This is a genomic window from Pseudomonas sp. NPDC090208, assembly GCF_044746785.1.
Classification (GTDB): domain Bacteria; phylum Pseudomonadota; class Gammaproteobacteria; order Pseudomonadales; family Pseudomonadaceae; genus Aquipseudomonas.
In genome coordinates this window covers 93,432-112,206 of record NZ_JBIVCU010000006.1, presented here as the reverse complement: position 1 = coordinate 112,206, position 18,775 = coordinate 93,432, and the positions used below count along the sequence as shown (strand labels likewise).

At 58.3% G+C, this 18,775-nt stretch carries 19 protein-coding genes and 1 pseudogene; 5 read left to right on the top strand and 15 right to left on the bottom strand.

Features of this window, described 5'->3' with window-relative positions:
- The 12 genes from tolB to ACIPL0_RS12575 all read right to left on the bottom strand — a co-directional run.
- Window positions 1-1,274, bottom strand: a 1,274-nt coding sequence (gene tolB / locus ACIPL0_RS12630; protein WP_400731537.1) for a Tol-Pal system beta propeller repeat protein TolB, incomplete at its 3' end; no start/stop codon positions are given.
- Window positions 1,271-2,359 (bottom strand): cell envelope integrity protein TolA, encoded by a 1,089-nt coding sequence (tolA, locus tag ACIPL0_RS12625; RefSeq protein ID WP_400596975.1) that lies wholly within the window; start codon window positions 2,357-2,359, stop codon window positions 1,271-1,273. The genes tolA and tolB, both read right to left, overlap by 4 nt.
- Window positions 2,359-2,823, bottom strand: coding sequence for a protein TolR (gene tolR / locus ACIPL0_RS12620; protein ID WP_400596974.1), 465 nt, complete (start codon window positions 2,821-2,823; stop codon window positions 2,359-2,361). The genes tolA and tolR overlap by 1 nt, the downstream gene beginning before the upstream one ends.
- 14 nt (window positions 2,824-2,837) lie before the next feature.
- Window positions 2,838-3,533, bottom strand: coding sequence for a protein TolQ (gene tolQ / locus ACIPL0_RS12615; RefSeq protein WP_400596973.1), 696 nt, complete (start codon window positions 3,531-3,533; stop codon window positions 2,838-2,840).
- Window positions 3,523-3,993, bottom strand: coding sequence for a tol-pal system-associated acyl-CoA thioesterase (gene ybgC, locus ACIPL0_RS12610; protein ID WP_400596972.1), 471 nt, complete (start codon window positions 3,991-3,993; stop codon window positions 3,523-3,525). Before ybgC ends, tolQ begins: the two co-directional genes overlap by 11 nt.
- A gap of 138 nt (window positions 3,994-4,131) precedes the next feature.
- A complete protein-coding gene (gene ruvB / locus ACIPL0_RS12605; RefSeq protein WP_400596971.1) occupies window positions 4,132-5,187 on the bottom strand; it encodes a Holliday junction branch migration DNA helicase RuvB in 1,056 nt (351 codons plus the stop codon).
- Entirely contained in the window at window positions 5,188-5,796 is a 609-nt protein-coding gene (ruvA, locus tag ACIPL0_RS12600) for a Holliday junction branch migration protein RuvA (RefSeq protein ID WP_400596970.1), read from the bottom strand.
- A gap of 113 nt (window positions 5,797-5,909) precedes the next feature.
- On the bottom strand, window positions 5,910-6,434 hold the full coding sequence (gene ruvC, locus ACIPL0_RS12595) for a crossover junction endodeoxyribonuclease RuvC (RefSeq protein ID WP_400596969.1): 525 nt from the start codon (window positions 6,432-6,434) through the stop codon (window positions 5,910-5,912).
- Window positions 6,435-6,562: 128 nt separating this feature from the next.
- Complete coding sequence (locus ACIPL0_RS12590; protein ID WP_400596968.1) at window positions 6,563-7,309, bottom strand: YebC/PmpR family DNA-binding transcriptional regulator; 747 nt, start codon at window positions 7,307-7,309, stop codon at window positions 6,563-6,565.
- A gap of 134 nt (window positions 7,310-7,443) precedes the next feature.
- Window positions 7,444-9,219, bottom strand: a complete 1,776-nt coding sequence (aspS, locus tag ACIPL0_RS12585; RefSeq protein ID WP_400597136.1) for an aspartate--tRNA ligase — start codon at window positions 9,217-9,219, stop codon at window positions 7,444-7,446.
- A 264-nt stretch (window positions 9,220-9,483) separates the two neighbouring features.
- Complete coding sequence (locus tag ACIPL0_RS12580; protein ID WP_400596967.1) at window positions 9,484-9,825, bottom strand: ribbon-helix-helix domain-containing protein; 342 nt, start codon at window positions 9,823-9,825, stop codon at window positions 9,484-9,486.
- 350 nt (window positions 9,826-10,175) lie between these two features.
- Window positions 10,176-10,649 carry a Dps family protein gene (locus ACIPL0_RS12575; protein WP_400596966.1) on the bottom strand — a complete coding sequence of 158 codons (474 nt, stop codon included), beginning with the start codon at window positions 10,647-10,649 and terminating at the stop codon, window positions 10,176-10,178.
- Between the two features lie 458 nt (window positions 10,650-11,107).
- Between ACIPL0_RS12575 and ACIPL0_RS12570 the strand changes: the two are divergent.
- Window positions 11,108-11,383: pseudogene (locus ACIPL0_RS12570) on the top strand (cold shock domain-containing protein membrane protein); the annotation flags it as partial.
- Between the two features lie 87 nt (window positions 11,384-11,470).
- Window positions 11,471-11,713 (top strand): cold shock domain-containing protein, encoded by a 243-nt coding sequence (locus ACIPL0_RS12565; protein WP_400597134.1) that lies wholly within the window; start codon window positions 11,471-11,473, stop codon window positions 11,711-11,713.
- A gap of 50 nt (window positions 11,714-11,763) precedes the next feature.
- Here ACIPL0_RS12565 and ACIPL0_RS12560 read toward each other — a convergent pair whose 3' ends face one another.
- Together ACIPL0_RS12560 and ACIPL0_RS12555 are read right to left on the bottom strand one after the other, a co-directional pair.
- Window positions 11,764-11,970 (bottom strand): SlyX family protein, encoded by a 207-nt coding sequence (locus ACIPL0_RS12560; RefSeq protein WP_400596965.1) that lies wholly within the window; start codon window positions 11,968-11,970, stop codon window positions 11,764-11,766.
- A 1-nt stretch (window position 11,971) separates the two neighbouring features.
- Window positions 11,972-12,400 carry an HIT family protein gene (locus ACIPL0_RS12555; protein WP_400596964.1) on the bottom strand — a complete coding sequence of 143 codons (429 nt, stop codon included), beginning with the start codon at window positions 12,398-12,400 and terminating at the stop codon, window positions 11,972-11,974.
- Window positions 12,401-13,392: 992 nt separating this feature from the next.
- On the opposite strand from ACIPL0_RS12555, the gene ACIPL0_RS12550 reads away from it, so the two are divergent.
- The 3 genes from ACIPL0_RS12550 to ACIPL0_RS12540 all read left to right on the top strand — a co-directional run bounded on the left by ACIPL0_RS12550 (window position 13,393) and on the right by ACIPL0_RS12540 (window position 17,621).
- Window positions 13,393-14,715: an OprD family porin gene (locus tag ACIPL0_RS12550; RefSeq protein ID WP_400596963.1), complete on the top strand. Its 1,323-nt coding sequence runs from the start codon at window positions 13,393-13,395 to the stop codon at window positions 14,713-14,715.
- Window positions 14,716-14,887: 172 nt separating this feature from the next.
- Entirely contained in the window at window positions 14,888-16,603 is a 1,716-nt protein-coding gene (locus ACIPL0_RS12545) for a proline--tRNA ligase (RefSeq protein WP_400596962.1), read from the top strand.
- Between the two features lie 61 nt (window positions 16,604-16,664).
- On the top strand, window positions 16,665-17,621 hold the full coding sequence (locus ACIPL0_RS12540) for a hypothetical protein (RefSeq protein ID WP_400596961.1): 957 nt from the start codon (window positions 16,665-16,667) through the stop codon (window positions 17,619-17,621).
- A gap of 7 nt (window positions 17,622-17,628) precedes the next feature.
- Here ACIPL0_RS12540 and dinB read toward each other — a convergent pair whose 3' ends face one another.
- On the bottom strand, window positions 17,629-18,687 hold the full coding sequence (gene dinB / locus ACIPL0_RS12535) for a DNA polymerase IV (RefSeq protein ID WP_400596960.1): 1,059 nt from the start codon (window positions 18,685-18,687) through the stop codon (window positions 17,629-17,631).
- Window positions 18,688-18,775 lie beyond the last annotated feature (88 nt).

The window sequence follows — 18,775 nt, the reverse complement described above, 5'->3', positions numbered from 1 at the left end:
TCTCTGACTTCGCCTTGAGCGGTAGGAAGCGGGAGCCTTACGCGTCCATTAATGGACACGAGCATCAAGACTCCCCGGCCCTGCTGGCGGGTGGCGTAGATTACCATGGTGCCGTTGGGCGCAACAGTAGGCGACTCATCAAGGTTGCTGTCTGTAAGGATTTTTACGCTACCGCGCTGCAAATCCTGAGCAGCCACCTTGAAGTTGGTGAAACCATCTTGACGATGAATCATGACCAACGTCTTTTCATCAGCCGACAACTTGGGTGCCGCGTTGTAGTTGCCGATAAAAGTGACGCGTTCTGCACCGCCGCCATTAATGCTGGATTTATAGATCTGTGGTTTGCCGCCACGATCAGAAGTGAAATAAATGGTCGAACCGTCTTTACCGAAGAAAGGTTCGGTATCGATGGAAGCGTCATTGGTTACCCGGGTCAATTGACGCGAAGCCAGGTTCATCACATAGATTTCCGGGTTGCCGTCTTTCGACAGCACCATCGCCAGCTTGGTGCCATCCGGCGACCAGGCAGGTGCACCGTTCAGGCCTTCGAAGTTGGTGATCTGCTCACGGCGACCGGTGTCGATGTGCTGAACGAAGATGCGCGGACGCTTCTGCTCGAACGACACATAGGCGATGCGCTTGCCGTCCGGCGCGAAGCGCGGCGACAGGATAGGCTCGCGGGATTGCAGCAGGGTCACGGCGCGGGCGCCGTCATAGTCGGAACGCTGCAGGGTGTAACGCGTGTTGTTGGCAGCGAAACGCTCGGCGGTGACGTACAACATGCGAGTGGAGAACGCACCCTTGATGCCGGTCAGCTTCTCGAACGACTGGTCAGAGATGTAGTGCGCCATGTCACGCAATTGATCAGTCGTACCCGACACGTTACCGGTCAGCACTTGCTGTTCGGTCGCCACGTTGAACAGTGCGTACTGCACCTGCAGGCGACCGCCCGCAGGCACGATGCTGCCGACCATCACGTACTGGGCACCCAGCGCTTTCCAGTCACGGAAAATGACTTCGCTGGCCTGGCTCGGCTGGCTGATCATGTTTTCCTTTGGAATCGGCGAGTAGTAGCCCGAGTTCAGCAGGTCATTGCTGATGATCTGCGCCATGTCTTCCGGCAAGACGCTGCCACCCTGCAGGCCGAAAGGCACGACAGCGATAGGCGTGGCACGGTCACTGCCGCTTGTGACCAGAATGTTCTTTTCGTCGGCAGCGGCGAAACCCGCTGCACAACAAAGAACGACAAGCAATCCTCGAAGAAGGTTAATCACAAGGCTAGATCCTCAGGTGTGAATGTCATCTTGAATGAACGGTAAGGCGCGAAATCCGAAGGTTTCAACCCCTGCATCTCGGTCAACCGACCAATGTTTTTGACTGCCGCTACCGCCGAACTGTCGAACGGACCATCACCACTGGACTTGGACACGCTCACCGAAGTGATCGTCCCGTCCGGCAGCATGTTGATCTGCAACACGACCGTCATGCCCTTGCGCGCTGAAGGTGGGCGTGCCCAGCCTTCTGCCGCTCGCGAGCGGATCAGGTCGTCGAAGTTGCCAGCCGTTTCGTCACCACGCTCATCGGCCAGCGCCTGCTGGCGCTCCGGCTTGTCGGAAAGCAGATCGGCCAAAGCCTGCGCCTTCTTCTCTTCCGCCGATTTACGGGCAGCGTCCTGAGCTTTCTTCTTCGCGTCGTCAGCAGCTTTTTTCTTGGCATCCTCGGCCGCTTTCTTCTTCGCGTCCTCGGCAGCCTTTTTCTTGGCGTCTTCGGCCGCCTGCTTCTTCGCATCCTCGGCAGCCTGTTTCTTGGCTTCCTCGGCGGCGGCGCGCTTGGCGTCCTCTTCGGCCTTTTTCTTGGCGTCTTCTTCAGCTTTCTTCTTGGCTATATCAGCCAATTGTTTCTCTTCGGCGGCTTTCTTGGCGTCGTCCGCTTTTTTGGCTTCGGCTTTCTTGGCGTCGTCGGCTTTCTTGGCGTCGTCGGCCTTTTTCGCCTCTTCTGCCTTCTTCGCTTCCTCAGCCTTCTGTTCTTCGGCTTTTTGAGCGGCATCGGCTTTCTTTTGTTCCGCCGCCTTTATCGCCTCTTGCTCAACTTTCTTCTGCTCCATCTGCTCGACTTCTGTCTGTCGCGCAGCGGATTTCTTTGCCTCGCCAGCAAGCTTCTGGTTGGTCTGGGTGGTGGCCTGGCTTTTCGATTTCAACTGATAAAGCGTGGCCTGAACGATCGGCCTGGCTTCAGGCAGCTCCGGCGTCATCGCGAAGCTGACGAACAGCAGACCGAAAATCAGGACGTGCAGGGCCACGGCCCAGACCGAGGGCCAGAAGTAGCTTTCCGAGGCAGACGGCTCTCGAATCGGCTGCATCAGGGCGCCTCAGTAATCAAACCAACGTTCCCGACTCCGGCTTTCTGCAACCCGCCCATGGTGCCCATGACGGCGCCATAGTCGACGGATTTGTCGCCACGGATGAACACCTGGGTCTGCTTGCCGGCTTCACGACCGGCGGCAATGATCTTGGTCACGGCGCTGGTCAGTTGCGGCAAGGTCATCGCCTTGTCCATCTGTTTGTCGGTATCGACTTCACTGCCAAGGTTCCAGTAGTAGGTCTTGTCAGCCTTGATCGAAATGGTCAGAACCTGATTGTTGTTGTCCTGCGGCAAGGCTTCGCTGGAAACCTTGGGCAGGTCGACTTTCACGCCCTGGTTGATCATTGGCGCAGTCACCATGAAGATGACCAGCAGTACCAGCATCACGTCGATGTACGGCACTACGTTCATTTCGGCGACCGGCTTGCGTTTGCTGCGTCGGCCGCGAGCGATTAAAGCCATTGGGATTTACCTGCTTAGTCTTCGCTGGTGTGCACTTTGCGGTGCAGGATCGCCTGGAACTCGTCGGCGAATGTGTAGTAACGACCGATCAGGTTCTCGCCACGGGCGGAGAAACGGTTATAGGCAATGACTGCCGGGATTGCAGCGAACAGACCGATGGCGGTCGCGATCAGTGCCTCGGCGATGCCTGGCGCAACGGTGGCCAGAGTGGCCTGCTGAGCAGTGGCCAGACCGCGGAAGGAGTTCATGATCCCCCACACGGTACCGAACAGACCGACGTACGGACTGGTAGAACCGACGGTCGCCAGGAACGGCAGGCTCTGCTCCAGTTTCTCTTCCTCACGAGAGATGGCGACGCGCATGGCGCGAGCGACACCTTCCATCACCGCGTCCGGGTCGACGCCCGGCTGTTGGCGCAGGCGGGAGAATTCCTTGAAACCGGCACGGAAGATCTGTTCGACCCCGGAGTCCGGATCAGGATTGCTGCCCGCCTGACGGTACAGTTTGGACAGGTCGATACCCGACCAGAAACGCTCTTCGAAGCTGTCCAGTGCCCGACGCCCGGCACGCAGCATGGAGCTGCGCTGAAAAATGATGATCCACGAAGTGATCGAGGCAGCCACCAGGATCAGCATCACCAACTGAACCACCACGCTGGCATTGCTGACCAAACTCCACATGGAGGTATGGTCGACGACGTTAGCTTCCACGCTGTATCTCCTGCTCTGAATGTGTACCCGCGCCACCCTGGCCGGCAAAGGCCGTGCGCAGGGATTCGGGAATGGCCCGGGGTTTGAAACTATCGGCGCGCACACACGCCACCAAAAACTGCCCTTCACAGAGCAGCACATCATCCGCCGCCCGCCTGACCTGTTGTTTGAATCGCAGGCTGGCGCGGTTCAATTCCACAACCTCGGCACTGACCAGCAGTTCGTCGTCCAGTCGCGCCGGCACGTGATAACGCGCCTCGCTGGAGTGCACGACGAACAGCAGATTCTCGTCACCCGCCATGGTCGCCTGGGAAAAACCCAGCGCCCGCAACCGTTCGGTGCGAGCCCGCTCCATGAATTTCAGGTAATTGACGTAATAGACGACGCCGCCAGCATCGGTGTCCTCGTAATAAACGCGACAGCGATGTGCGAACGACTGAGCCCCGTTTTGCGCGCGCATACTCTAGTGCTTACTCCTCAGGTTGCCAATCCGGCCAGGCAACTGTTTTTGATCGTTTTTAACGTCAGGCGCGACGCCACATACCGGTGACAGCCCCTCAGACCATGAAAACGCCGAATAGGTCGGTCGCCCCCGGTTTTATTCGTCGGCATCGGCATCCGGCTCGTCGGCAGGCTGCCGCTCACCCATCCGCGACGGAATGTTCAGACCAAAGTGCAGATAGGCATGCCGGGTCACCATGCGCCCTCTTGGCGTGCGCATCATGTAGCCCTGCTGAATCAGATACGGCTCCAGCACGTCCTCGATGGTATGACGCTCTTCACTGATGGCCGCTGCAAGGTTATCGACACCGACCGGGCCACCGTCGAACTTCTCGATCATGGTCAACAGCAAACGGCGGTCCGAATGGTCGAAACCGCGCTCGTCGACATCCAGCAGGTTCAACGCCAGATCGGCGATGGCCTTGCTGATCTCGCCCTTGGCGCGCACTTCTGCGAAGTCCCGAACCCGACGCAGCAGCCGATTGGCGATACGCGGCGTGCCGCGGGCGCGCCGGGCGATCTCGAATGCGCCCTCATCGTCCATCTGCAGGCCAAGAATGCTCGCCGAACGCGACACGATCGTGGCCAAATCCGCCGTACTGTAGAACTCAAGACGCTGCACGATACCGAAACGGTCACGCAGTGGATTGGTCAGCATGCCGGCGCGTGTGGTGGCGCCGACCAGGGTGAACGGTGGCAGGTCGAGCTTGATCGAGCGCGCTGCCGGGCCTTCGCCGATCATGATGTCCAGCTGGAAGTCTTCCATCGCCGGATACAGCACTTCTTCGACAATCGGCGACAGGCGGTGGATTTCGTCGATGAACAACACATCGTGGGGTTCCAGGTTGGTCAGGATCGCCGCGAGATCCCCCGGACGCTCCAGCACCGGCCCCGACGTGCTTTTGATCGAGACCGACATTTCCTGGGCGATGATGTTGGCCAGCGTAGTCTTGCCCAGCCCCGGCGGGCCGAAGATCAAGGTGTGGTCCAGCGCTTCGTTGCGGCCACGGGCGGCCTGAATGAACAGTTCCATCTGCTCGCGCACCGTCGGCTGACCGATATAGTCAGCAAGGCTCAGCGGACGGATCGCGCGGTCCAGTTGCTCGTCACGATCACGGCCAGTGGCGGCGATCAGGCGGTCGGCTTCGATCACTTACAGCATCCCCTTCAGTGCACGGCGAATCAGATCTTCACTGCTCAAGTTCTTGTCCTTGATGGCGGTTACCGCCTTGCTGGCTTCCTGCGGCTTGTAGCCCAGGGAAATCAGCGCGCTGACCGCATCGGATTCGGCAGTCGCCACCGGCAACGGCGCGCCCGGTCCTTCGGAAACCAGGGTAAAAGTCCCTGGCAACGCCTCCCAGGCCTTGAAGCGGTCCTTGAGTTCGACCAGCAAGCGCTCGGCAGTCTTCTTGCCCACGCCTGGCACGCGAGTCAGGGCGGAGGTGTCCTGAGCCTGAACGCAGCGCACCAACTCATCGACTTCCAGCGTAGACATCAGCGCCAGCGCCAGCTTGGGGCCGACGCCATTGAGACGGATCAGCTCACGAAACATTTCGCGATCACGCTTCTCATAGAAGCCGAACAACAGATGAGCGTCTTCACGCACCACCAGATGCGTGTGCAAGGTCACCGTCTCACCTACGTGGGGTAGACGATAAAGCGTGGTCATGGGCACTTCGACCTCATACCCCACGCCATTGACATCCAGTACCAGGTGCGGCGGCTGCTTCTCGGCCAGGGCCCCGCGTAAACGTCCAATCACGTATCAGATCCTTTCCAGTAACCCGTCACCGCAAGGAACCAGGCAAACCCTGGTCGCCATGGTTGCAGGACGCTCGTGAGCTGCAAGTGAAATTTTATGAGCGAATGATGCTATCAGAGACGCAAGCGCCCACCACGACTGCGAGCGGTGCTCAGGCCATGCGGTATCAAACTGGAACGGACATGAGCATGGCACAAAGCAATCGCCAGTGCGTCGGAGGCATCCACCTGCGGCTTCTGAGTCAGCTTGAGCAGGTGCATGACCATCATCATCACCTGATCCTTGTTGGCCCCGCCCGTGCCGGCCACTGCCTGCTTGACCTGGGTGGCGGTGTATTCGGAAATCTCGAGACTTTCTTCGGCCGCTGCAACGATGGCCGCCCCGCGTGCCTGCCCCAACTTCAATGCCGAGTCGGCGTTACGCGCCATGAAAACCTTTTCAATGCCCATGGTCACCGGGCCGTATGTCTGAATCACTTCACGCACGCCGCGATAGACGATCTGCAGACGCTCATGCAACAGACCGCTGCCGGTGCGGATACAGCCAGAGGCCACGTATTCGCAACCACGCCCCGTGTCACGTACCACGCCGAAGCCTGTGATTCGCGAACCGGGGTCGATACCTAAAATAAGAGTCATAACGCCCGCAGCTTGAGATGTGTCACGCGCACAATTGAGCGCAGCATAAAGGCAGAAGCCGGAGGCCGATAGCACCGACCACGTCAGTGCTTCGTACCTCCGGCCTCGTGCCCGGACAGAACTGACGGTCAGCCAAGCTGCTCCATCACCTCATCCGGGATTTCAGCGTTGGAATAGACGTTCTGCACGTCATCCAGATCTTCGAGCATGTCGATCAGCTTGAGAACCTTTTCGGCCATGTCCAGATCGAGCACGGCGCTGGTGGTGGGCTGCATCACGATTTCCGCATCGGCAGCCTTGAAGCCAGCGGCTTCCAGAGCGTTACGCACCGCGTAGAAACCGGCAAACGAGGTGAAGACGTCGATGGAGCCGTCGTCGTTGGTCACGACGTCGTCGGCATCCGCCTCCATGGCTGCTTCCATGAGCGCGTCTTCGTCAACGCCGGCCGCGAAGGAGATCTGCCCCTTGCGCTCGAACAGGTAAGCCACCGAACCGTCGGTACCGAGGTTACCGCCACACTTGCTGAACGCATGACGCACAGCGGCGGCAGTCCGGTTACGGTTGTCGGTCATCGCTTCAACCATGACCGCGACGCCGCCCGGGCCGTAACCTTCATAACCCAGTTCGACCATGTCCTCGCCATCGGCCGACCCGGCACCACGGGCAATGGCGCGGTCGATGATGTCGCGGCTCATGTTCGCCCCGAGTGCCTTGTCCTGGGCCAGGCGCAGACGCGGGTTCGAGTTCGGATCACCACCACCCTGACGGGCAGCAACGGTCAGTTCGCGAATCCACTTGGTGAAAATCTTGCCTTTCTTGGCGTCCTGACGCTCTTTGCGGTGCTTGATGTTCGCCCACTTGGAATGACCAGCCATAACACGCTCCAAACCTTGAAACACGAACGCCCTCTGTTCGACGGCGCGAAAGAGGACGCTTTACTCGATTCTGTACCTGCATGCAGGCATGGGGTTCAGGGCGAACCGCGAACGGCACGCCCTGCCCCGGTGCATCACTCGGCCTTCGGCGTTTCGCGCAGGCGGATGTGCAGCTCGCGCAGAGCCTTGGCGTCGACCACGCCAGGAGCCTGGGTCATGACGTCCGCAGCGCTCTGGGTTTTCGGGAACGCGATCACTTCGCGGATCGACTGGGCGCCAGTCATCAGCATGACCAGACGATCCAGACCAAAAGCCAGACCACCGTGCGGCGGCGCACCGTATTTCAGTGCGTCAAGCAGGAAGCCGAACTTCTCCTGCTGCTCGTCTTCGGCGATGCCCAGCAGACGGAATACCGCCTGTTGCATTTCCTTGCGATGGATACGGATCGAACCGCCACCCAGCTCGGTGCCGTTCAGAACCATGTCGTAGGCGCGAGACAGAGCGCCTGCCGGATTGGCTTCCAGTTCCTCCGGGGAGCACTTCGGCGCGGTGAACGGGTGGTGCAGCGCACTGAAGCTGCCATCGTCGTTCTCTTCGAACATCGGGAAATCGACGACCCACATCGGCGCCCACTCACAGGTGAGCAGCTCGAGGTCGTGACCCAGACGGATACGCAGGGCACCGAGTGCCTCGCTGACAACCTTGAACTTGTCGGCACCGAAGAACACGATGTCGCCATCGACCGCACCGACGCGATCCAGGATCACGTTCAGATTGGCTTCCGGGATGTTCTTGACGATTGGCGACTGCAAGCCTTCGACACCTTTGGCGCGCTCGTTGACCTTGATGTACGCCAGGCCCTTGGCACCGTAGATGCCGACGAACTTGGTGTACTCGTCGATCTTGCTGCGCGGCATGCTCGCACCGCCAGGAACGCGCAATGCAGTCACGCGGCATTTCGGATCATTGGCAGGACCGCTGAAGACCTTGAATTCGACGTCCTTGAGCTGATCGGCAACGTCAACCAGCTCCAGCGGGTTGCGCAGGTCAGGCTTGTCGGAACCGTAACGGCGCATGGCTTCTTCGAAGGTCATGTGCGGGAAGTCACCGAACTCCAGGTCCAGGACTTCCTTGAACAGCTTGCGAATCATGCTCTCGGTGAGACCCATGATGTCTTTCTCATCGAGGAAGCTGGTCTCGATGTCGATCTGGGTGAATTCCGGCTGGCGGTCGGCACGCAGGTCTTCGTCACGGAAGCATTTGGCGATCTGGTAGTAGCGATCGAAGCCGGCGACCATCAGCAGTTGCTTGAACAGTTGCGGCGACTGAGGCAGGGCGAAGAAGCTGCCAGCGTGGGTACGGCTCGGCACCAGATAGTCGCGGGCACCCTCCGGGGTGGCTCGGGTCAGGATCGGCGTTTCGACATCAAGGAAGCCGTTGCCGTCAAGGAAGCCACGAATGCTGGAGGTAATGCGCGAACGCAGACGCAGCTTCTCGGCCATTTCCGGACGACGCAGGTCGATGAAGCGATAGCGCAGGCGGGTTTCTTCACCGACGTCGGAGTATTCGTTCAGCGGGAACGGTGGAGTTTCCGACTCGTTCAGCACTTCCAGTTCGTAACCCAGTACTTCGATGGCGCCGGACGCCATGTTCGGGTTGACCGCACCTGCCGGACGCGCACGCACCTTGCCGGTCAGCTTGACGACATATTCGCTGCGAACACGGTCAGCAATGGCAAAAGTATCAGCACGATCCGGGTCGAAGACCACCTGGGCCAGACCTTCACGATCGCGAATGTCGAGGAAAATCACCCCGCCATGGTCACGGCGGCGATGGACCCATCCGCAAAGGGTAATTTCCTGGCCTTCCAGGCTTTCGTTCAGTTGGCCGCAATAATGGCTGCGCATCATGATCGTGTGTTCGCTTCTCGTCATTCGGAATTCGGTGGAGCTCTCGCCCTTCGCCAGTGCGCAATGGTGCAGGAGCCTTGACAGGCAGTTCAACCCGTTGGTCTACCCCTGCCTCAAGTAAGGCGGGGGATTATATAGGGTTAATCAAGGCTGTGCAGCCGCGCCGGGAAATACTCGCATAGAACTTGCCGGATGCGGAAAACCCTCGCCACGCCACCGGACCGACTGCCGCTACCCGCGCAACGATGCCCGAACCCTCCACAATCAGGGGGCGGCTACCCGCAGGCCGTCGGCCTTTAGCAGGTGGGCCACACACACCACACGAATCAATCCGCTGAAATTCTTCACGCCGCCATAACGCAGGTGTACTTCACGATCGACATAGGAGAGCACGGCATTGATCGAGCAGTCGTTACATCGAGCGATTTCCGACAGGACGTTCCAGTACACCTCTTCCAGGCGCAAACATGTCGCCAGACCGTTCAATCTGACGGAGCGCGATTGTGGCTGCGCCAGTTCCATATTGAAGTCTTCGACGAAAGGGTCGTTGCGAACATTCATACATCGATGCAACTCCCTGTTTTCCCGGGCAATATTCTGACCCATGGCATTCCCCCTGCTACAGTTGTGAACATGACGATAGAAACATTTGAAATCAATTACTCAATGCGTCTATCAAGCCCTATTCCCCAGGCCTTATCCAGCAGAAGCAACACCTGCAACATGTAGGACATCACCACATTCAAAGAGCGACAAAAGAATGGGAACTGAGAGATTTTTCCAGAAAACAAGATGGTGCTAGATATGTATTTATTTATAGTCAGACAACAACTATCAAAAACCGATCAAACTCAATAAACAATGTAACCTTCGAACAAGATAAACCGTTTCAGCACCGCGCAAAACCAAAAAAATCAACACGGTGAGCGGCAAACAGTGCCGCTCACCGGAAGGCATTACTTGCCTTCGAGCATGGCGCGCAACATCCATGCGGTTTTCTCATGCACCTGCATACGTTGGGTCAACAGGTCTGCAGTCGGCTCGTCACTGACCTTGTCCAGCAACGGAAAAATGCCACGCGCGGTGCGCGTTACGGCCTCCTGCCCCTGCACCAGCGAACGGATCATGTCTTCTGCCGCCGGCACGCCTTCTTCTTCCTTGATCGAAGACAGACGGGCATAGGTCGAATAGGTGCCCGGCGCCGGGAAGCCCAGGGCACGGATACGCTCGGCAATGGAGTCGACCGCCAGTGCCAGTTCGTTGTACTGCTCTTCGAACATCAGATGCAGCGTACGAAACATTGGCCCCGTCACGTTCCAGTGAAAGTTGTGGGTTTTCAGGTACAGCACGTAGGTATCCGCCAGCAGGTGGGAAAGACCGTCCACGATGGACTTGCGATCCTCTTCGCTGATGCCGATATCGATTGCCATGTTTCGCCCTCTTTATATGATGGTTTTTTTCCAGATAACTGCAGCCACTCTACCAAGACCCTGGCAGCTGCGCAGCCATCTATGGGTATTAGCAAGTCCGGGTTGCCATACCACTACAGCAAGACTCGTCTTGACTGAGCCCTACACCCGCGAAAAATTCCCGCCCAACGGAAAAATCGATTGATATTTGTCGGCAAAGGCTCTGGCACAAGCCCTGGATCAAGATGCGAAATTTGGAACAAATAGCCACTATCCGGCGTCAATCGTCGCCCTAAGCACTTGATTTGAGTAGCTCAGGGCTTTGCGGTTAAATACGGTTGTGTCGCTACCGACGTGCCGAAAGGTTGTAGCGCATAGGCGGGCCAGACATTCGTGCATCACGCCTTCATTTATTTTCAGAAGCGTACCGGAGCGTCACCCGCTATTTCCTTGTGAACCATTTAATGTGAGTCATCGAAATGTTGAAAATAGTCCACCTGCTAACGGGCGCCGCCGCCCTGCTGCTTTCGTTCATACCCAGCCTGCGTAGCGAAGCGCTGTCTTCCTACCTGTCTCAACCGGATGCGCTCTACCTGGCATTCTTCGGCCTCATCAACCTCGTGCTCGCTCCGGTGATCCCTTACTGGAACAAAGGCCCGCGTCACCAATTGCAGAATCTGGTCAGCGCATTGCTCATCCTGGCAGTCGTCCTGCAGATCCTGACCTTGCTCGTCCCTCTGGAAACCATTGCCGGTCAGCCTGCCGTACTGGTCAGCCTGCTGGCCGTCGTGATCGCAGTCGCCATTCACCTGGCCGTCAGCTTCTACAAGTCGTCGCCGTCGATTGCCGCGCAACCCCACGAACAGGGCCAGCGCGATACTGGCACCGTGAAGTGGTTCAACACCTCCAAAGGCTTCGGTTTTATCTCCCGCGACTCCGGTGACGATATTTTCGTGCATTTCCGGGCCATTCGCGGTGAAGGTCATCGCGTGCTCGTCGAAGGCCAACGCGTAGAGTTTTCGGTGATGAACCGTGACAAGGGCCTACAGGCCGAGGACGTGATTGCGGCATTGCCGCGTCGCTGATTCCCGATGTCAAAAAAAACCGCGCTGCATGGCGCGGTTTTTTTGGGCTTTCAATAATGCGGCGGTGGCGCTTCATCTTCGGCAGACTCGAATTGCCCACCCATCTCCGCCTGGCGCTTGATCAGTGCCGCCACCTGCAACTGCAGATGCTCCACTGCACGCTGCTGACTCACCAGCACATCATTGAGCGCCTGGATCGTATCGTCCTGAAACGCCAGACGGCTTTCCAGCTCGGTCACCCGATCGTCGATATTCATCTCATCCGTGCTCCACGAAGGTGAAATCGTCAACCAGCACTGTTTTCAGCCTTTCGATAATGCCGCGGGCCTGATCGGCAGCATACGGGACCGCCGGACTCTTGCCCCAGACCGGCGCGGGCCATGCGATATCACTGCGGTGACGAACAATCACATGCATATGCAGCTGGCTCACGACATTACCCAGAGCAGCGACATTCATTTTGTCGGCATTGAACAGTTTCTGCACAAGTCCGGACAACAGCGTGGTTTCCTTCCACAACTGCGCCTGCTCGTCGGCAGATAACTGGAATACCTCACTTATATCGGCGCGTCTGGGCACCAGAACGAACCAGGGGTACTGGGAGTCATTCGACAGTAGCAAGCGACACAGTGGAAAGTCGCCGACTGGCAAAGTGTCCTGTAACAAACGCGGGTCTAAAACGAACACTCGACAACTCCTGTTTCAAAACGGTTTCCGGCGCCGCTTGCAGCTGCCGATGATCAACATGCCAGGCAGGATACTCGGGAACCCCGCGTGAATCACGCAACCCCGGACGATCAGGCGATATCGCCCGAGCACTGTTGGCCCAGAGACAGCGAGGCATCAATAGTGCTTGCGCACCAGCACTGCCCTGCTTTTTCGTCCACGCACCGAGATAGAGCGGCAGATTGCCATCGCCACCAAGCGTTGCAAGGCCGCAAAAAGCGAGCGAACGCCTGCAATATCAAGGGTTTCAGCGGAATGTCTTGCAGCTCGCTTTGACTGCGGAGTCAAGGCGCTGCTGCTCATCTGTACGTGCGTACCAGTTTCAGGCAAATCACCGGACAGATGCACCAAAACGACTCACTCGGCCGGCAGGTTTCGCAGCCAATATCCAAAATTTACTCACTTGCCGACGGTAACAGGTAACGCCAGTGACATTTTTGACCGGTAATCTCCTGCACATGGGCTTCGACGATAGATTTTTTGTAATTTTTTTATCTTTAAAAATCATGCAGTTACGAAATAAATCGAAGGTAAACACCGCGCTTTCGACATTTTTTTCAACCCCACGGGAACTTTGTGCACGCTTGTTGCTTTGTCACACACAGGATCGAAATGCACCGGCCAGGAGGTCAGGCTTCGATCACAAGAAAATGGCGACAGGCTCTGGGGGCGTTCGAAAAAAGGCAGGACCTGACTCTCTGCGGATCAGGGCCAGACCTCTCGAAAAGTACTACGGCGGTTGTACGTCTTTAGTTTAAGGAGCTGTTCAATAGCGACATGGACACAGCTGATTTGCGACACGGCCGTAAAGAAATTGAAAGGATAGGTTCGTAACTATCGCCAATAATGTCAGCGTGCTATAAGTTTCGCCGACACCAAAAAGAAAGAGCCGCCCAGATAAAAAAACAGGTGGACGGCAGTACTCTTCTTAAAACCAAAGGAGCAAAGTCACGATGAGAGTGATGAAGTGGAGCGCAATCGCCCTGGCAGTTACTGCGGCCAGTACCCAATTGGCATCGGCTGCAGCATTTGTTAGCGATCAGGCCGAAGCGACTGGTTTTGTCGAAGGTAGCAAGCTGGACCTCAAGGCTCGCAACTACTACTACAACCGCGACAAAATGAACGGTGCAGTAGACGACAAGGACTGGACTCAAGGTTTCTGGGGCAACTTCAGCTCCGGTTACACTCAAGGTCTGATCGGTGTGGGTGTCGACGCATTCGGTTACGCAGGCTTCAAACTTGACGGTTCCGACAAGTACTCCGGTTCGGGCAACCTGGTTACCGACAGCCAGGGCCGCAACGAAGACAGCTTCGGCAAGGCCGGTGGCGCTGTTAAGTTCCGCATTTCGAAAACCGAACTGAAAATCGGTGACATGCAGCCGCAGAACCCGGTCTTCGCAGTCGGCGGCTCCCGCCTGTTGCCACAGACCGCTACCGGCGTGACCCTGCAAAGCAGCGAGATCAAAGGTCTCGACGTCGAAGCAGGTCGCTTCACTTCGGGCACCAGCCAGGACGAAACCAACCGCAACGGCGACATCTGGGCAACCTACGCCGGCGTGACTTCCAAGTCCTCCACCTACGGCGGCGGCAAGTACTCCGTCACCGACAACCTGGGTGTTGCGTTCTACTACAACAAACTGGAAGACGTGTGGAACCAGTACTACGGCAACGTGAACTACGCGCTGCCACTGACCGACGACCAGTCCCTGGCCTTCGACGTCAACTACTACAACACCCAGGATACCGGCAGCAAGAAAGCTGGCGACATCAACAACAACGCGTTCTCGCTGTCCGCCGCTTACTCGTTCCTGGCTGCGCACACTGTGACCCTGGCATTCCAGAAGGTTAACGGTAATACGCCGTTCGACTACATCGGTATCGGCGACAACAACCGCGGTGGCGACTCGATCTTCCTGGCCAACTCCATCCAGTACTCCGACTTCAACGGTCCTGGCGAGAAATCCTGGCAAGCCCGTTACGACCTGAACATGGCTCCGTACGGCGTTCCTGGCCTGAGCTTCATGGCCCGTTACGTCAGCGGTACTGACATCGACGGTACCCATACTCCGTCCAACAGCACCTACACCGGCCTGTACGGCTCTGATGGCAGCCATCACGAGACCAACGTCGAGGCCAAGTACGTCGTTCAGACCGGCCCGGCTAAAGACCTGTCGTTCCGCATCCGTCAAGCGTTCCACCGTGCCAACACGGACGAGGGCGAAGGCGATGTCAACGAGTTCCGTCTGATCGTCGATTACCCGATTTCGGTTCTGTAATCGCACTGTCTGACACTCGTTATAAAAAAGCCCGGCCCAGTGCCGGGCTTTTTCATGGCCGCAAAGCCGCAAATCCCGCGCCTCAGCCTGCCCCACCGCCCTGTACTCGACCGTATCACCACCGTACAATGCCGGGTCATTTCCCAGTTAAAGCAACCGACAACGGCCGACCATGCGTACCAGTCAATATTTGCTCGCCACACAAAAAGAAACGCCTTCCGATGCGGTCGTGATCAGCCATCAGCTGATGCTGCGCGCCGGCATGATTCGCAAACTGGCCTCGGGTCTCTACACCTGGCTGCCCATGGGCTTGCGCGTGCTGCGCAAGGTTGAAACCGTGGTGCGCGAAGAGATGGACGCAGCGGGCGCACTGGAAGTGTTGATGCCTGGTATCCAGCCGGCAGAACTGTGGCAAGAGTCTGGCCGCTGGGAGCAGTACGGCCCCGAGCTGCTGCGCCTGAAGGATCGCCATGACCGCGATTTCTGCGCAGGCCCGACCCACGAGGAAGTCATTACCGATCTGGCACGCAACGAGCTGAACAGCTACAAGCAGCTGCCGATCAACATGTACCAGATCCAGACCAAGTTCCGTGACGAGATTCGTCCGCGCTTCGGCCTGATGCGTGGTCGTGAATTCATCATGAAGGACGCCTACTCGTTCCATGCGACCCAGGACTCCCTGCAGGAAACCTACGACCGCATGCACCAGGCGTACTGCAACGTGTTCACCCGTCTGGGCCTGAACTTCCGCCCTGTGGTTGCGGACAACGGCTCGATCGGTGGCGCGGGCTCCCATGAGTTCCACGTACTGGCAGCGTCCGGTGAAGACGACATCGTCTTCAGCGATACTTCCGACTACGCCGCCAACATCGAAAAAGCCGAGGCACTGCCACGGGAAACCAGCCGCCCTGCCCCAACCGAGGAGCTGCGCCTGGTCGATACGCCGGACGCGAAAACCATCGCGGCGCTGGTAGAGCAGTTCAACCTGCCGATCGAGAAGACCGTCAAGACGCTGGTCGTACACGCGGCTGAAGAAGGCAAGCTGATCGCCCTGATCATCCGTGGCGACCACGAACTCAACGAGATCAAGGCCGCCAACCTAGAACAGGTCGCCAGCCCGCTGGTCATGGCCTCCGAATCCGAACTGCGCGCCGCCATCGGTGCCGGTGCAGGTTCTCTCGGCCCGCTGAACCTGCCACTGCCATGCATCATCGACCGCTCGGTCGAGCTGATGAGCGACTTCGGCATCGGTGCCAACATCGACGACAAGCACTACTTCGGCGTGAACTGGGAGCGCGACCTGCCGGTTCCGACCGTTGCCGACCTGCGCAACGTTGTCGAAGGCGATCCAAGCCCGGACGGTCAGGGCAAGGTCATCATCAAGCGCGGTATCGAAGTCGGTCACATCTTCCAGCTCGGTACCAAGTACAGCGATGCGATGAAGTGCCAGGTGCTGGGCGAGAACGGCAAGCCGGTCACCCTGACCATGGGCTGCTACGGCATCGGCGTATCCCGCGTGGTGGCCGCTGCCATCGAGCAGAACTACGACGACAACGGCATCATCTGGAGCGAGGCACTGGCGCCTTTCCAGATCGCACTGGTACCGCTGCGTTATGAAACCGAGGTTGTGCGCGAGGCCACCGACAAGCTGTACGCCGAACTGAAAGCCGCTGGTTTCGACGTGCTGCTGGATGACCGCGACAAGAAAACCAGCCCGGGCATCAAGTTCGCCGACATGGAACTGATCGGCATCCCGCACCGCATCGTGGTCAGCGACCGCGGTCTGGCCGACGGCACCATCGAGTACAAGAGCCGTACCGAGTCCGAAGCCCAGGCTCTGCCGATCGCCGACGTGCTGTCGTTCATCAAGAACCGCTGCAACCGCTGAGTCGATGGCGCGCCCACCCCGGTGGGTGCGCCTTCATTGACCTGTCTGTCCAAGAGATCTCATGTTCAAGCGAAGTTCCTCCAGTCTCGCAGGTGCCGTGTTGTGCGGCAGTCTGTTTGTCAGTGGTTGCGCCAATCATCTGTCTCAACGCAGCGAGCATGAAGAGCGTGTCGAGCGCAAATTGCTCGATCACAGTTTCCAGATCGATGTCGGCGAGCCGAAAACCCTGGAACTGCCACAGCGCCGCGTACGCATCCACGAACTGAAGACGTTCGACATTACCGAATTCGAAGTCACCCGCCACTACGACCGCTACACGCCGTATCAGCCCTGGCGGGAAATCTATGAAATTCCCCTGGGCGCCGTGGCGATCGTTGCCGGTGTCGGCGCCAATGTGGTCAACGTCCTGACCTTCGGCAGTCTGCCCGACAGCGTCACCAAGGACTGGCTCAGCTACGGCGTGGCCGGCATCAACCCGTTCATGAACGCCCCTTCCCATGGCCGTGCCCAGCAGAACCTGGCGAGCATCGACGAAGTCCAGCGTGACCATCGCGTCGAGCATTCCAGCCTGCCGTGGAGCGAAGGCCCGGTTGAAATCAAGACCGGCAAGGAAACCAGCGAACTCACTACCGATCGCAACGGCATACTGCGGGTCAACCTGCTGGACAGCCCGTTTGCCGAACAGGATCTGAGTCACGTCACTCAACTGGGCATCCGGGTGGAGGACGACCAGACGCATGTGCAAGCCAACGCCAGCCTGCCACTGAGCAAATCCTTGCGTGGAAAACTGATCGAAGCCCACGACCTGATTTATGACGACCTCGAAGACGACGAAGTCGGTCAGTGGGTACACCGGGTCAAGCGCCTGTCGGAGCTGGGTCTTGAAGAAGAAGCCAGTGACCTTGAACAATCGCTGATCGAAATGACCCGGAACGACCCGCAGTTGCAGCACGAATTCCTGCGAGCGCTAGCCAAGGACGCTGGCCGTCTGGTGGCTGTTCCGGCAGGTAGCGAGTAACGCCGGTTCAGTCGAACAGCTCCAACTGCTCGTGACCTCTACGCAGATCGTGCAGGCGCACCCCGATCCCCAGCAATCGCACCGGCCTGTCGCCGCGTGCGAAGGCTTGGGTCAGCAGATACTCGTAGCTGTCCAGGTCGCGCCCCGCACCAGCCTGTTCAAGGGTGGTTTGAGTGAAGTCGTGGAATTTGACCTTCACGAAGGGTTTGCCGGGGCGGTAAAGGCCATCCATACGGGCGATCCGCCCATTCAGGCTTTCCAGCAATGCCGGCAATTTTTCCAGGCAACTGGCCAGATCCGGCAGATCGGTGTCGTAGGTGTTTTCCACGCTCACTGACTGACGGCGGCTGTCGTTTTGCACAGGCCGCTCGTCGATCCCTCGCGCCAGATTCCACAGCCGCTCGCCGAAAGAGCCGAACTCACGCACCAGCGCCAGCTTGTTCCACTCACGCAGGTCGTTACAGCTGCTAATCCCCAGCCGCCCCAGCTTGTCCGCCGTGACTTTGCCGACGCCATGCAGCTTGGCCACCGGCAACTGCGCTACGAAGTCTTCGACCAGATCCGGCGTGATGACGAACAGCCCGTTGGGCTTTTTCCAGTCACTGGCGATCTTGGCCAGAAACTTGTTGGGCGCCACCCCCGCCGATACGGTGATGTGCAGCTGGTTGGAAACCCTGCGGCGAATGTCCTGAGCAATGCGGGTAGCACTGCCGGCGAAATGGCTGCTGTCGGAAACGTCCAGGTACGCCTCATCCAGCGACAACGGCTCGATCAGATCGGTGTAATCGCGAAAGATGGTGTGGATTTCCTTCGACGCTTCTTTATAGGCATCCATTCTCGGTTTGACGATGGTCAGATCCGGGCACAGCGAAAGCGCGTGTCGGGACGACATGGCCGAACGCACGCCATAGGCGCGTGCTTCATAGTTGCAGGTCGCAATCACCCCCCGCCGGTCCGCCGAGCCACCCACCGCCAGCGGCTTGCCCGCCAGACGCGGGTCATCGCGCATTTCAATGGCAGCATAGAAGCAGTCACAGTCGATATGGATGATTTTGCGTTGCGGCATGACAGGCTGTCGGAGGAAACGGATGACGCAGTATCACACATCAATCCCACATGACCCACTCGGCAAAAAAGGCACACAGCCGCAGGGG